Raw genomic sequence first — 14542 nt, 5'->3', positions numbered from 1 at the left:
GGAGATGTCTATTGCAAACAAATTAAAATTCGATGGGGCACGATTCATCAAAAAAGCAAAGCTGACCATCATAAGGCTCAGTCAATTTAACTTTAAAACCCCGATGTACACGTTTTGTCACTCTGGGAGCTTCGTGTCTAAGATTATTCGATAGTACTTCAGAGGCTCTTTGTGTAATAGGGATATCAGCGTTTTTAAATCGCTCATTGATGAGTCTAATTAGTCCTGGGTGGTCGTTCTCATATTGCAGAACAGTATCAAGAGATATTATTTGATTGCCACCTACGATAACATCTGAATCTTTGGAGCAGGCCTTGTCTTTATCGTGGTCACATTTCGCTAGCTGCTGGTTAGCTATTAATTCTAACTCCTCATCACTTAATTTCAAATCTACATCCTCATCTATAAACTGTGTTCCATACATTTGCTGCAATAAATTATTGGATGTAAATCCATCAATATTAGACATAGCCACTGATGTCACCTGGTTACTCGATGGGAAGATGGGTTGATCGGCAGGTGGGGAAGTAAGAACAAACAAAACGATGTCTAGCATTATTTTTCGTATTTGGTATTAATTCACAGTAGTTCTCTTCTGAATTTACACTGATCAATAAGAGTTTAGTTAGAAAAAAAATCTAAAGAAGAAAGCTTTGTCCAAAGTTCAATTGCCAATTATTACCTAGCCAAGCAGTAATCTTAGTGATATGTGGTTGAAGTTTTGCGCTCATAGAAGCAAAGCCTTTAGCTTTCTTTGCATGGTCAAAAGTTCGGTCTAATGACTTACCCATCTCGTTTTGATCTGGTTGTGGCTTATTTAGCTCCTCCTGGTTATCTTCAAGGACATTGTCAATTTTACAAGGCGTTGAGTTCTGTTTGTATGTTGACGCTTGCAGGAATACCTACACCATCGCACAGATGCTTATCGCTTTCATTATTAACGGGATTAGTTTTAAAATACTCGTCCATAAAATTGCACCCTTCCTTGAGTAAATAATCAAAATCCCATCTCCACAGTTTCACTGTCTTGTCACGACTAGCAGAAGCCAGCATCTTGCCATTGGGACTGAAACTGACTCCTAAAACCCAGTGTGTATGCCCAGTGAGGGTTTTAATTTCTTGATCAGTGGAGGTATCCCACAGTTTCACCGTCTTGTCAGCACTTGCAGAAGCTAGCTTACCATCGGGTCTGAAGCTTACCCTATAAACCTTTTCTGTATGTCCAGTTAGAGTTTTAATTTCTTTTCTGGTGGAGGTATCCCACAGTTTTACTGTGTTGTCAGAACTTGCAGAAGCCAGTATTTTGCCATCGCGGCTGAAGCTTACCCCCCAAACCCAATTTGTATGCCCAGTTAGAGTTTTAATTTCTTTTCTGGTGGAGGTATCCCACAGTTTTACTGTGTTGTCAGAACTTGCAGAAGCCAGTATTTTGCCATCGCGGCTGAAGCTTACCCCCCAAACCCAATTTGTATGCCCAGTTAGAGTTTTAATTTCTTTTCTGGTGGAGGTATCCCACAGTTTTACTGTGTTGTCAGCACTTGCAGAAGCCAGCGTTTTGCCATCGGGGCTGAAGCTTACCTCCCAAACCCAATTTGTATGCCCAGTTAGAGTTTTAATTTCTTGACCAGTGGAGGTATCCCACAGTTTTACTGTCTTGTCATCACTTGCAGAAGCTAGCATCTTGCCATTGGGGCTGAAGCTTACTCCATTAACCGCTTCTTTATGCACAGTTAGAGTTTTAATTTCTTGACCAGTGGAGGCATCCCACAATTTCACTGTCTTGTCATTACTTGCAGAAGCCAGCATCTTGCCATTGGGGCTGAAGCTTACTCCATTAACCGCTTCTTTATGCACAGTTAGAGTTTTAATTTCTTGACCAGTGGAGGCATCCCACAATTTCACTGTCTTGTCATTACTTGCAGAAGCCAGCATCTTGCCATTGGGGCTGAAGCTTACTCCATTAACCGCATCTTTATGCCCAGTTAGAGTTTTAATTTCTTTTCTGGTGGAGGTATTCCACAGTTTTACGGTATTGTCAAGGCTTACAGAAGCCAGCATCCTGGCATCGGGGCTGAAGCCTACCCACCCAACTGCATCTTTATGCCCAGTTAGAGTTTTAATTTCTTTTCTGGTGGAGGTATCCCACAGTTTTACTGTGTTGTCAGCACTTGCAGAAGCCAGCATCTTGCCATTGGGGCTGAAGCTTACCCCCCAAACCGAGTTTGTATGCCCAGTGAGGGTTTTAATTTCTTTTCTGGTGGAGGTATCCCACAGTTTTACCGTCTTGTCAAGGCTTGCAGAAGCCAGCATCCTGCCATCGGGGCTGAAGCTGAGCCTGTAAACTGCTTCTCTGTGCCCAGTGAGGGTTTTAATTTCTTTTCTGGTGGAAGTATCCCACATTTTTACTGTGTTGTCAGAACTTGCAGAAGCCAGCATCTTGCCATTGGGGCTGAAGCTTACCCCATTAACCGCTTCTCTATGCCCAGTTAGAGTTTTAATTTCTTGACCAGTGGAGATATCCCACAATTTCACTGTGTTGTCAGCACTTGCAGAAGCCAGCATCTTGCCATTGGGGCTGAAGCTTACTCCATTAACCGCTTCTTTATGCCCAGTTAGAGTTCTAATTTCTTTTCTGGTGGAGGTATCCCACAGTTTCACCGTCTTGTCATTACTTGCAGAAGCCAGCATCCTACCATCGGGGCTGAAGCTTACCCCATTAACCGAGTTTGCGTGTCCTCCCAAGGTATTGGGTGCGACAACATTGTGAACTGTATTTAATAACGCCAGTTCTACCTGAGTGCGGGTATTCGCATCTACTCCCCATAATTGATGTTGCATTTTTACAGCAGCTTTGACACTTGATTTAACAGCTTTCGGTTCGTCTAAATTCAAAAACCCATCGGAACTTTGAGCTAAGGAATTAATTTCACTGATTGCAGCATTCCTCCAGGCTATACTCGCTAGCCCTGCTAAAAACAAAGCCACTCCCAAACCAACAACCAACCCTGAAATAGTCAGTTGCCTTCTGCGTTCTTGCTCCTTTTGTTCGCGATCGCGCAGTGCTACACTAGCTTGGATAAATTCTTGCTCCTCTTGGCACAGATACTCTTGGCGTTGTTTCAGCTTTTCTTCCGCCTCCACCAATGCTGCACCGCGTAGCAATGCCCCTTCATCTTGCTGCGTCTGTTTCCATTGATTGATTGCTATCCGCACCCAATCTTGCCAAGCGCGAAAACTACGGTCTGTGTCCATCCATTCTCGTAATTGACTCCAATTGCGAATCAGCGCTTCATGGACAACCTCCACTGTTTCTTGATCTTCAGGATTACGACTAGTAACTACTAATCGCGCATCTGCCAATTGTTTCACCAATCCCCAGCTTGCTTCACCCAATTCGGCTTTCGTCGCCAATCGCCGCGTATCTTCTGTTCCTTCCCCCGGACGCACCAATTGGATGAAGATTCGCCGTACTTTTTTCTTCTCATGAGGTGTCAAATTACCATATTTTTCATTAGCATGACGAGCTAGCGCACCTTTTACCTCACCAATGTCTTCATAAGCTACATGAGTTAACTGTTTTCCCTTTCGCCGTTTCCACAATTGGGTTAATGCAAACTCCAACAGAGGTAAATTACCGGGTTCTGACTCGACATCATCCAAAATGCGTTTTACCAATCCCTCTTGAAAAGTGACTCCCAACTTTTCACTAGGCTTAACAATTACTTGCTCAAGTTCTTCATAATTCATTGACCTAATAAGCTTGATATCAGTTTTTAATAAATCTCCAAAAGGGGGATACAGTAGCGCATTTCCCAAGAAATCTGCCCGCATTGTTGCAACAAGTATATGCTTGTAGTGTGATTGAGAAGGGCAAGATGGAAAGCTAGCTAATAAAGTATCCAGGAAACTACGGCGAATTATCTGATCCGTACATAGAGTGTAAATTTCTTCAAATTGATCGGCAATTAGCAAGACCTGATGCGTGGGATGATTTTGGTGAATCTGGCCAAATACATCAGCTAGAAGCACATCCCTATTCTGCAAGTATTTTGCTAACTGACGAGCTTGAGCTATCCGTTCAGTAGCATTCAAATCTTGAGTATAAAGTGGAACTAGCGCCAAAGCCAGGGCATGGAAAGGATCTGAATCGGGACGGAAGTGAGTAAATAGCCAGTGACCTTCATTTTGAAGTTTGGGCACCAGTCCCGCCAGAACTATCGAAGATTTGCCGCTTCCAGAAGCACCCAAAACTGGTATAAAATTGCAGCTTTGAGTTGCTGCGAAAAGTTCTCCTGTACATACCTCACGTCCAAAGAAAAACTCCGCATCATTGGGACTAAAGTGAAACAAACCGCGATAAGGGCAGGAGAGATTATCATCAGCAGCATCAGTAGTAGATTCAACAGATACTACCTGGGCATCTTCACGGTAATAATAGTTATATATTATTGATACGTTGCCTTTAACTGTACCAAGTGCAGTACCGCCACTCATGTCTCCAATAGCTTGGTTTTTCTGACCTCCTACATTCTGTTGAATTTCACTTGAAGGCTGTTTCTGTTGAGGTGTTGGCTCAGTTGACATAAGTCATAACTACCTTCATTACATATTTACGTTGCCGTGTACTCTACCAATTGCTTTGGCATTACCGTCCATTTTTCCAATCACTTGGTTGCCAGTACCACTGACATCTTGCTGGATATTATCACCATCAGTCCCTGTAATGGATTTTTCTGATAGAATTTGAGCAATTTCTGCTGCCAGTGTGGGTTCCCCTTCTAAAATTTTCTTCAGTTGTACCCGCAATGCAGTTTGTAAATCTTCATCTTCTGGATCATTTGCTACATCCTTAGCTGCTTCCAAAGCCGCTGCTTTACCTTCTACCTTTGGTTGCAACTTACTCCAAACAACAGTCGCTTTTCGCCAAACATCCTCACCAAGCTTCTGGGATGCTCCTTCCACTGCCTTATTGCCCACATTCAGTAGAAATGGCAGACAGGGCGTTAAAAATCTCACTAGTAAAGAAATATCCATTGGTTTATGTGGTTTATCTATATTTATTCTGGTTTTAATAACTGGAATCTCGGCTTGGGAAAGGCTTTCTAGTTTAATCGCCACTAAACCTTCCTGAAATGCTCTTGGAAATACATCTTGAATTTTTGAAGTTGCGTAACCCAATCCATCATAAAAACCTTGAGCAAACTGGATTGCAGATTGATCCTGAATCTCCTGGTTCATGCCAATGGCATAATTAATATATTTACTAATTGCCTCAGCAGATTTGACAGAGTGGCAAGCATTTAGTAGCACACAGTTTACATAATCTGCGTGTAACTCAAAAAGAGATGCCAGCCCTTCTGGTGGCACAACTTTGTTCTGTCCCCCGTTATCTTCTAACAACAAACTTCCATCTTCTAAACCGTGTCCGCAGAAATGCACGATTGTGGGTTTTTCTTCTGCGATCGCCCTGCGAATATCCTGGGGTCTAACAGCAGTTCTAATATCAACATCAAATATATCTCGTCTTACAGCACGTCGGATACATTCTTCAACTTCTCTCATTTCTTTATCCAAGCGCAAACCGTGGGGAATTGCTGCCAGAATCAAAATTTTTTGTGGCTGAGTAGCTTGTTCCTTAACCATCTCCCACCCTTGATGAATGTATTAAACCCTGCCAGATTGGAAAGGGATAAATGTTACTCCAAAGCTAAAATTAAGAATTCCGGAAAGCTGTTTTTTAAGACTTACGCATTGACAGATTGCTAAGATAATGCAGTTAAAAATGAGTGTCGTCAAAAGCAGGTATCGGAAAATTTGTGACAATTCCTGATACTCATTGGAGAATTGAAAGTTTTCACAGAGCGATAAAACAAGTATGTGGTATTTGTCGATTCATGGTTAGAGATAGCCATGCAATTAAAACACACATATTTTGTTCACTTCAAGCATTTGTTCGTTGAGAGAAAATGTGTTCTGAAAATACAATTTTCAATTAGTATGAATTTTTAGTGGTGCGCGAGTATATTGTGAACAATCTCACTAAGACTTGTTCTGTTTAGTATACATGGGTACTATTTTTTGTCAATTTGTAAGTCCTAATCTTAGAGGATGTCTGAAAAGTTTTTTTGTATACATCTAACCCTTATATCTCTCCCTAAATCCCCCTTAAAAAGGGGACTTTAAGACTCTTATTCCCCCCTTTTTTAAGGGAGATTAGGGGGGATGAAGAAATATTTGATACTTCTCTGATATCCTCTTAATAAAGTAAATATAATAAAACTTATTAAGTCTTGCCATATTGGCAGATGTTGGAGAAAATTTAACGTCTCATATCATGTCCGCATAATTAGTTATGATTTCCACAGTCATTGCACCCCACCCCCAGCCCCTCCCCGCTCTTCGGGAGGGGAGACAAAGCGCAGCTTTGGCGGGGTGGGGTTCTTGGGGTTTAGTAAGTAATCAAGCGGACATGATATCAAGCAATAACCAGAGCCGCTGATAAGCCTACTCAGTAATGCTTGCAGTTCAGTGTAGGAATATATCACGATTAAGAATTTGGAGGAGCAATTGAGCGACATCGTAGTTGGCTTAGACTTGGGTACAGGAGGAGTACGAGCGATCGCAGTTAATCTGCAAGGACAAATTATCGCTCAGTCAACCAGAAGCTATCCCTTGTTAACTCCACAACCCGGTTGGACGGAACAGAACTCATCGGATTGGATTGAAGCAAGTTTGGATGCTCTTTTAGATGTTACTCAACAGCTAGATGAACATCGACCGATCGCACTCGGTTTGTCTGGACAAATGCATGGGATGGTTCCTCTCGATGCAGAAGGCAAAGCAATCAGACCAGCAATTTTGTGGAATGACCAGCGCACAGGTAAAGCTGTTGCTGAGATAGAAGCCGCTATTCCCCGTCAGGAGTTGATCCAGCGCACTGGAAACCCAGCAATTACGGGGTTTCAACTGCCGAAGCTTCTATGGTTGCGGGCTGAAGAACCACAAGCCTATGCTCGGCTGTGGCAAATTCTTTTACCAAAGGATTATCTGGGATATGTGCTAACGGGTGAGCCAGTGACAGAACCATCTGATGCCTCTGGTATCGGCTGTCTGAATCTGGCGAATCGGCAATGGGATACAAATATTCTCCATGCTCTCAATATAAAACCAGCGTTGTTTCCCCTAGTCATCGAATCTACCGCGATCGCTGGACGGTTAAAATCAGAGATAGCTGCCCGTGTGGGATTACCTGTGGGATTACCCGTAGTCGCAGGTGGAGGTGACAATGCCGCAGCAGCCATTGGTTTGGGCATCTCATCAAGCAACCTGAGCCGGGGTAGTTTGAGTATCGGTACATCAGGAGTGATCTTTGCACCGTGCGTAGGCGTAGCCCGTCGTAGACATCGCCCAATTCCCGATCCAGAAGGTCGGGTACATTTGTTCTGCCATGTGGATGGTGGCTATCATCTGCTGGGAGTGACGCTAGCGGCAGGTGGTTCTCTGCGTTGGTATCGAGATACATTTGCACCGCATATATCCTACACCGAGTTGATGGATATGGCAGAGCGATCGCAGCCTGGGGCGCGTGGTGTTCTATTTCTACCCCACCTTGCAGGAGAGCGCAGTCCCCACCTCGATCCAGATACTCGTGGTGCTTTCGTGAATTTATTATTAGCTCATACGCAAGCAGATATAACTCGTGCAGTGCTGGAAGGGGTTGCATTTAGCTTGCGAGAAGCATTGGAGGTAATTAGTGCGATCGCTCCCCTCGATCAACTTTTAGCAACGGGTGGAGGCGCACGCTCTCACATCTGGTTACAAATTTTGGCAGATGTTCTGCAAACTAAACTTATTGCTCCCAAAGCTGAAGAAGGAGCTGCTTATGGAGCTGCTATTTTGGCAATGGTGGGGATTGGTGTTTATCCCAATTTAGAAGCTGCACTCAACATTTTACCGCAGGCTAGTAATGTCGTACAGCCACAGCCAAATCCTTTGTATGAAGCAGGTTTTAAGCGCTATAAGTTACTTTTCGATACCTTGAAAGCTGTGCGTTGATAATTAAATTATCTTAAAGTGAGAGTGAATTACCGAAGATTTACGCAAACAAGTGTTGGCAAAACAACAAGCGCTTTTAGTTAGTGGCGATCGCTCTACTTTTATCTTTATGTATATAAATAAATAAGCTGGTATTTATATCGGTTGAACTTAAAGAAGAATTCAGAAACAATAATTTGTCTCTAACTCTTTCCCCTTTCTCCCTGCTCCCTACTCCCTTCCTGCCTATTTGTATCAACCTTAAAGGGGAGTAGTACTGATACCACGCACAAAAATATCTACACAGGTTTCGATATAGTCCTCACAGCTATAGTTGCTGGAATTGAATTTTGCACTGCGGCATAACATTCCAGCTAACAGCATTCCTGTAAACATATCGACAGCCGGAAATGGATCGAGGTCTGCTCGGACAGTGCCTCGCTTCTGACTCGATTGCAGGTAAGCCACTAGTTTTTCCGCTAAGGGCTTGGCAGCTTCTTGAATCACTTGTTTGGCTGCCTCTGGATGACGTTTGGCTTCTCCAATGAAGGTACGAATTAAGTCCTCCTGTGTCTCTAGCATAGTATTGTAAAGATGGGCATACTGTTTTAAATCAATTTTTAGATCCTGTGTCCACGCTTCGGGGTGTGCAAGAGCTTCTGTCTGGAGTGCTAAGGCATTTTTCATTACCGCTCCCAGAAGTTGTTCTTTGCTAGCAAAGTGGCGAAATAAAGTCACCTCATTCACACCAGCAACACGAGCTATTTCACGGGTAGTTGCTCCTTGAACACCTAAACTGGCAAATACCTGCAAGGCGGCTTCTATCAAACGTGTACGGGTGAGAGTTGAGGAACGGATGGTTTTATGCATTTATGCTGGCAAGTACTTACTTTCATCATAGATTATGTAGAAAAAGTGGTCGTAATTTGGTGAAAATAGTGTTTATGCCAACATTTTTAAAGTTATTGAAAATATTTAACTTCTCAAATTTATTTTGGTGTGGTAGCTAATGTTTTACTCATTTTAGTAACTGGAACAAATATCCCACTTCTTAAATAATGAGGTGCTTTTTGGATGGCAGTAAATCCTAGTCGTAAATAAAACCCTTCAGCATAAAGGCTAGCAGTTGTAATTACCTTATCTATGCCTTGCTCAGTTGCTTCGTCACAAAAATGTTGAACTAAAGCACGGCCAATCCCTTTACCTTGATATTTAGGATGCACATACAGCCCGATTAGTTCATCAACAATGAAACTAGCAAAACCGATAACAACATCACCCTCGATCGCAACCCAAAAAGATTCTGTTTTCATACTCTTCAAGATATTTGAACCATCAGGTTTATCGCGGTAATTGCGCCAAGCTAAAAGTTCTTTTTGGGTGTAGAAAGTTGCAGGTAGAGCTTTAATAGCAGCAATATGAATTGCACTCAGCACCCACGCATCTGTTTCTTGGGCAGGTCGAAGGGATATTTCGTTAGCGCTCATAGGTTCAGGGCTGGGGTTGGAGGCAGGGGGCAGGGGGAAAGCAGTATGAATGAAAATTTTAGTCTTGGACTATTTGCCCAGTTTAAAAAGAAGAATTGTTCTATTTATACACTTGTTCGCGAAAATCTCGATCCAATTGCTCCCCCAACTTGCCCAATAGTATAACTCCTGAAATATAATCTACGGTAATTTTATCGATGAAAAGTATAATAAGCTCTAATCACCACTAATACTATCGATAAACCGTATATTATGGATAAAGCAATAAAATAACCAACTTCAAAAGACAAATTTTGAAGTAATCAAGCAATATATTGTGATATTTGGCTAATTTTGTTGTGTTTATTTTGAATATCTTCTCAAAGCTTGTTCTCTTAGAGTATTTAGCAAGCTGGAAGACATCTAGAAAGTTAGAAGGAGTGAATGTGATCAACGCCATACAAATTAACGAAAACTTGACAACAACAGGACAAGTCATACCAAAACAGCTTGAGCAAGCTATTCAAGAGGGTTTTAAGTCTGTTCTCAATTTGCGATCGCCTGATGAACTAGGATTTTCTCAGGATGAGCAAAAAATAGCGGAAGCATTGGGGCTGTATTATCAAAATGTTCCACTCAAGGTGGATCTCAAAAATTTGAATGAAGAGGTGATTACCAAAATCCTCACAACACTCGAACAAATCCCGAAACCAGCAGTTGTGCATTGTGCCGCCGGGATGCGATCGACTGGAATTGCGTTGTTGAGTATCGCTATCCAGGAAGGATTAACGCCAGAAGAAACCTTAGCAAAAGCAAGAAATCTCGGCTTTGGATTCTTTGAACATGCTGGCGTTAGTCCCCGATTAAAGCAATTATTTGTGAACTACGTTAGCAAACACAGTAAAATAGCTGTACCTGCTAGCTGATCTTAGAGGATGTTAGTTATTTCTAATTGTTATGTCCGAATAGACTAGAAGGCTGCTATGGCAATCCTAAATCATTCGTGAAAAATTAGATACCCGACTTCTTCGAGAAGTCGGGTATCTGGACATCGCGCATTTTCACAACTCATTTAGGATTGCTATTAGGACTTACGCATTGACAGAAAATACCAAATATGGATTCTTTGAAAAAGCACGTCTGTCGTAGGGGTAAAGCACATTGCTCATTGGTGTCAACTTCAGCTAGAAATAGCTTCGCTGCGGGCTTCATAACCCGCCAGAGAATAAATTCTCTGGCTCATAGTTAAAGTCTACTGAAGTAGACTGAATATTTTTGGGGATATCTAGTCATCTTCAGATGACTTTCGCTATGATTCTTGGAACTGAAGTTTCTTGCGGGACATAGTTTTTGCGTTAAGTTGACACCAATGAAACCCCTACAGATGACCATCGAAGAACGATTAATAAAAGGCTGAAATGACCCATTTTCGTATATGCATACCATGATTAAGTTGTACAGTGCGTAAGTCCTAGCTATATACAAATAATTGAAGAAGGATTCAGAATTAAGATGCTCTCTACGTTCCCGCTGCGGATAGCTTATTGATTTGCAGCGGTAGCGAGTCGTACAGAATNNNATTCTGACTCCTGACGCCTGACTCCTGAATTCTTTCTTCNNNAAAATTAAAAACTGCTCTTACTAAAATTAGACAAGAGCAGTCTTTAATCGCAAAGCCAAANAATAAGAATTTAGGCATCTTCAAGTTCAAATTGAGCCACCGTAACGGCGTTCAAAGCGAAAGCTAAAACTAATGGCATCGGCGACTGAAACCAAAAGGTAAAAAGAATAGCTAGGATTGTGCCAATTACTGCTGACATCGACCACAGTCGTTCTTCAATAGTCAGTCCTTTTTCGGCTTTAATCAATCTAAGAACATGAACTGGGATTGGTTCTGGCATTACCCCACCCGGAGGGAAAGCCCAGAAGTTGTTACGTCGTTCGACAAATAAATCTGTCCAGCCATTTTCTTGGCACCATGCCTCAATCCATTGAAGTGAGTAATGATTCATCATCGGGTTTCGGAGTTTGGTTTGTGGAAGTTGTGTACTTGGTGAATGTAAACTCTTGGAGATTCCTGAAGAACTAATTAATCGCTATAAAATTAACGCTAATTATCCAACTTTTAAGCTTTGTTAAGCAATTGAGACGCTTATGATTACGCTCAAACCTTGCTTTCATTAATTAAAAGACTAACAGTTGATCGGGTCTGTTGAATTTAAAAGACAATAAACTTTACTTGAGAAATTGAAAGTCAAGAAACGTAAATAAGTTGGTGAGTATTACTGCTCAATAAAACTCTTTATATCCTGAAATTCAAATCTAAGAATGAAGAATTGTGAACAAATCAACAAGTTGTAGACATAGCTAGTCATAAGGATTGCTTTATCCAGCGAAACTATTCCTTTAGAGTTAGGAATCTCAAATTTTATCTGCATCAAAAGCGATAGATTATGCTCTGGGTCTATGTTTTGCTAAAACTTGCTTGATGTGACAGGTAACTTATACTTAGTCATTGCAATCTATTGTCGTGATATTTAATTTTAGTGCGATCGCAGATTGCCGCTCTCTACCTCAAGTAGCAGGGATAATTTTGCTCAAGGTGAGAAGCTGATGCTCTTTTTGCGTTACAAAATATTAAGCAACGGAAATACACGTTCTCCAAGTCCAGTAGTCAGGCTGCGAGTCTCAATTAGGATGATCCAGTCTTACTAATATTCAAATGCGGTAATAAAATGCAGCGATTAGACACCAAATTAGCTCTCGATATGTTTTGGCGCCAAGGGTTGGCGTTCCTTCTCGGAATTATTATCTGGTGCGTGGCTGATCCCGCATTGGCAGTAGACTGGACTCATCCCCTTTCATTTAGCAATGCAGAGTTGTCAAGACGCGATTTTTCTGGTGAAAGCTTGCAAGCAGCGGAGTTTTCTAACGCCAATATGGAACTGGCTAACTTTTCAAACGCTGACTTACGAGGAGCAGTCATGAGCGCTTCGGTGATGACAAAAGCAAATCTCCACGGAGCGGATTTAACGAATGCAATGGTCGATCAGGTAAACTTGACTAAGGCAGATTTGAGCGATGCAGTTTTCAAAGAAGCTCTTTTGCTCCGCGCCATCTTTAATGATGTAAATATAGACGGTGCAGATTTTACAGATGCAATTTTGGATAGGGCACAAATCAAAGAACTGTGCGAAAAAGCCAGTGGTGTGAATTCCAAAACAGGCGTGCAAACTCGTGATTCTCTAGGATGTCAATGAAACGTGTTGGTGTAATTGGTGGCGGACAACTAGCCTGGATGATGGCAGATGCAGCACAGAAGCTAGGAGTAGAATTAGTAGTACAAACTCCAAGCGTTCACGACCCGGCCGTGTCAATCGCTCAGGAAACTATTTTCGCGCCAGTTGATGATGCAAGTGCTACGGAAATATTAGCTCAAAAATGCGATGTTATCACCTTTGAAAACGAATTTGTTAATCTGCAAGCTTTATCTATTTTAGGACAGCAAGGTGTTTGTTTCCGTCCGAGATTAGAAGCTTTAGCTCCTCTTTTAGATAAATATCATCAGCGTTGCTATTTACGGGATTTGGGCTTACCAGTTCCTCAATTTTTCGCCCTTGAAGAGGTAGAAAATCTCCAATCAAAAATAGAATATCTAGGTTTTCCAGTAGTTTTGAAATCCCGCCGTCATGGTTATGATGGTCAAGGTACTTTCATAATTCAGGATTTTGCTACTTTAGAACAAAAGTTAAGTGATGAAAGCACAACAAAAACTTTCAATCACTCACTTTTTTTGTTAGAAGAATTTGTCCCCTTTGAAAGAGAACTAGCAATAATTGCAGCTCGTTCTGTAGAGGGAGAAATTGTCACTTATCCAGTAGTGGAAACCCAACAAGAACAACAAGTATGTCGGCGGGTGATTGCGCCAGCCGAGATTACACCCAATCAAGTAGCAGAAATTCAAGCGATCGCACATACTCTATTAAATAGCCTAGAAGTAGTAGGAATTTTTGGAATTGAGCTATTTCTCAGTGCTGATGGCAAAATTCTGGTAAACGAAATTGCGCCCCGTACCCACAATTCTGGGCATTTTTCTCTTGACGCTTGCGAAACTTCTCAGTTTGAACAACACCTGAGAGCGGTTTGTGGTTTACCTTTAGGGAATCCAGCTTTACAGTGCGCTGGTGCTGTAATGGTCAACCTGTTGGGGTATGAAAATTCTCACAGCGACTACCAAAGCCAACGCCAACAAATAGCGGAGATTCCCCAGGCGCACGTTCACTGGTATGGGAAAACAGAATCACGTCCTGGGCGAAAGTTAGGTCATGTCACCGTTTTGCTGGGCGATCAAAATCGAGAATCGCCAAGTGCCATCGCCCACACCATAGAATCTATCTGGTATCCCAGGTAAATTGAGCAGAAACTTTCGATGTTGAACACACAACATCTTTTGAAAAGCTATAATGAGTGAGTTGCACTACGACGTTGGTGACTGCCATCAAGTTTTTTGATCTATGCCTTTAATGACAAGGGAATCAACTGTTCTCGTGGCAGTATACCGGGCATGTACCCGGAAACTTTAAACGAGGAATTTAGGTTCCCACCTGGATAAACCCAGGTCATAAACTTAGGTAAAACGGCGTCGCGGTGAACTTAAAATTATTTGCTCCCAAAATCAGTTAGAATTTGGGAGCTTTAATAATGGAACAGAATTCAGGAGTCAGGAGTCAGAACTCAGAATGAATTCTGACCGAAAAAGCGGATAGCCCAGCGTAAAGCCTTCTCTTTCAGAGACGCTAACGCGTAGCTTGCTTCTCCATAGGAGTACGCTTAGAGGATGTTTGAAAAGTGGTTAGCTGTGATTTTAAGCACTGGTTGATCCCCCCTAACCCCCCTTAAAAAGAGGGGNGGAAAATCCTTAAAGTCCCCCTTTTTAAGGGGAGCCACTGCGGTCTTGGGGGTTTCCCCCATGAGCAAGTGGCGTGGATTTAGGGGGATCGAAAACGTTTTGATACCGACGAGGAGACTTTTCAAACACCCTC

10 protein-coding genes, 1 other RNA gene and 1 pseudogene are annotated in these 14542 nt (G+C 42.2%); 6 read left to right on the top strand and 6 right to left on the bottom strand.

All coding sequences use genetic code 11. The features are described from left to right. Positions 1 to 22: 22 nt before the first annotated feature. From QUD05_RS19520 to QUD05_RS19510, 3 genes are all read right to left on the bottom strand, one after another. Complete coding sequence (locus QUD05_RS19520; RefSeq protein WP_289797514.1) at positions 23 to 469, bottom strand: hypothetical protein; 447 nt, start codon at positions 467 to 469, stop codon at positions 23 to 25. A 386-nt stretch (positions 470 to 855) separates the two neighbouring features. Continuing rightward, positions 856 to 4584: a WD40 repeat domain-containing protein gene (locus tag QUD05_RS19515; RefSeq protein WP_289797513.1), complete on the bottom strand. Its 3729-nt coding sequence runs from the start codon at positions 4582 to 4584 to the stop codon at positions 856 to 858. An 18-nt stretch (positions 4585 to 4602) separates the two neighbouring features. After that, on the bottom strand, positions 4603 to 5643 hold the full coding sequence (locus QUD05_RS19510) for a CHAT domain-containing protein (RefSeq protein WP_289797512.1): 1041 nt from the start codon (positions 5641 to 5643) through the stop codon (positions 4603 to 4605). Between the two features lie 167 nt (positions 5644 to 5810). Between QUD05_RS19510 and QUD05_RS19505 the strand changes: the two are divergent. Together QUD05_RS19505 and xylB are read left to right on the top strand one after the other, a co-directional pair. Next, positions 5811 to 6059 (top strand): annotated as a pseudogene (locus tag QUD05_RS19505) (IS701 family transposase); the annotation flags it as partial. 508 nt (positions 6060 to 6567) lie between these two features. After that, a complete protein-coding gene (xylB, locus tag QUD05_RS19500; RefSeq protein ID WP_289797511.1) occupies positions 6568 to 8055 on the top strand; it encodes a xylulokinase in 1488 nt (495 codons plus the stop codon). A 240-nt stretch (positions 8056 to 8295) separates the two neighbouring features. On the opposite strand, the gene QUD05_RS19495 is transcribed toward xylB, so the two are convergent. Beyond that, positions 8296 to 8904, bottom strand: coding sequence for a TetR/AcrR family transcriptional regulator (locus QUD05_RS19495; RefSeq protein ID WP_289797510.1), 609 nt, complete (start codon positions 8902 to 8904; stop codon positions 8296 to 8298). A gap of 119 nt (positions 8905 to 9023) precedes the next feature. Then, positions 9024 to 9521, bottom strand: coding sequence for a GNAT family N-acetyltransferase (locus tag QUD05_RS19490; RefSeq protein ID WP_289797509.1), 498 nt, complete (start codon positions 9519 to 9521; stop codon positions 9024 to 9026). Positions 9522 to 9946: 425 nt separating this feature from the next. Here QUD05_RS19490 and QUD05_RS19485 point away from each other — a divergent pair, with 425 nt between their 5' ends. Continuing rightward, complete coding sequence (locus tag QUD05_RS19485) at positions 9947 to 10426, top strand: protein tyrosine phosphatase family protein (protein WP_289800017.1); 480 nt, start codon at positions 9947 to 9949, stop codon at positions 10424 to 10426. A 765-nt stretch (positions 10427 to 11191) separates the two neighbouring features. On the opposite strand, the gene QUD05_RS19480 is transcribed toward QUD05_RS19485, so the two are convergent. Further along, positions 11192 to 11515: a slr1957 family protein gene (locus tag QUD05_RS19480; RefSeq protein WP_176726984.1), complete on the bottom strand. Its 324-nt coding sequence runs from the start codon at positions 11513 to 11515 to the stop codon at positions 11192 to 11194. Between the two features lie 753 nt (positions 11516 to 12268). Here QUD05_RS19480 and QUD05_RS19475 point away from each other — a divergent pair. The 3 genes from QUD05_RS19475 to ssrS all read left to right on the top strand — a co-directional run bounded on the left by QUD05_RS19475 (position 12269) and on the right by ssrS (position 14155). Further along, a complete protein-coding gene (locus QUD05_RS19475) occupies positions 12269 to 12760 on the top strand; it encodes a pentapeptide repeat-containing protein (RefSeq protein WP_069070047.1) in 492 nt (163 codons plus the stop codon). Further along, complete coding sequence (locus QUD05_RS19470; protein ID WP_289800016.1) at positions 12757 to 13911, top strand: 5-(carboxyamino)imidazole ribonucleotide synthase; 1155 nt, start codon at positions 12757 to 12759, stop codon at positions 13909 to 13911. Before QUD05_RS19475 ends, QUD05_RS19470 begins: the two co-directional genes overlap by 4 nt. Positions 13912 to 13971: 60 nt before the next feature. Continuing rightward, positions 13972 to 14155, top strand: a non-coding RNA gene (ssrS, locus tag QUD05_RS19465) — 6S RNA. Positions 14156 to 14542: the final 387 nt, after the last annotated feature.

It is taken from the genome of Nostoc sp. GT001 (assembly GCF_030382115.1).
Lineage (GTDB): Bacteria > Cyanobacteriota > Cyanobacteriia > Cyanobacteriales > Nostocaceae > Nostoc.
This window is presented reverse-complemented; position numbering and strand designations above follow the sequence as displayed.

Bases quoted from the DNA above. Each gene is read 5' to 3' on its own strand.
- QUD05_RS19480 (WP_176726984.1), bottom strand. From the start codon at position 11,515: ATGATGAATCATTACTCACTTCAATGGATTGAGGCATGGTGCCAAGAA.
- QUD05_RS19475 (WP_069070047.1), top strand. From the start codon at position 12,269: ATGTTTTGGCGCCAAGGGTTGGCGTTCCTTCTCGGAATTATTATCTGG.
- QUD05_RS19510 (WP_289797512.1), bottom strand. From the start codon at position 5,643: ATGGTTAAGGAACAAGCTACTCAGCCACAAAAAATTTTGATTCTGGCA.
- QUD05_RS19515 (WP_289797513.1), bottom strand. From the start codon at position 4,584: ATGTCAACTGAGCCAACACCTCAACAGAAACAGCCTTCAAGTGAAATT.
- QUD05_RS19470 (WP_289800016.1), top strand. From the start codon at position 12,757: ATGAAACGTGTTGGTGTAATTGGTGGCGGACAACTAGCCTGGATGATG.
- QUD05_RS19520 (WP_289797514.1), bottom strand. From the start codon at position 469: ATGTCTAATATTGATGGATTTACATCCAATAATTTATTGCAGCAAATG.
- QUD05_RS19495 (WP_289797510.1), bottom strand. From the start codon at position 8,904: ATGCATAAAACCATCCGTTCCTCAACTCTCACCCGTACACGTTTGATA.
- QUD05_RS19490 (WP_289797509.1), bottom strand. From the start codon at position 9,521: ATGAGCGCTAACGAAATATCCCTTCGACCTGCCCAAGAAACAGATGCG.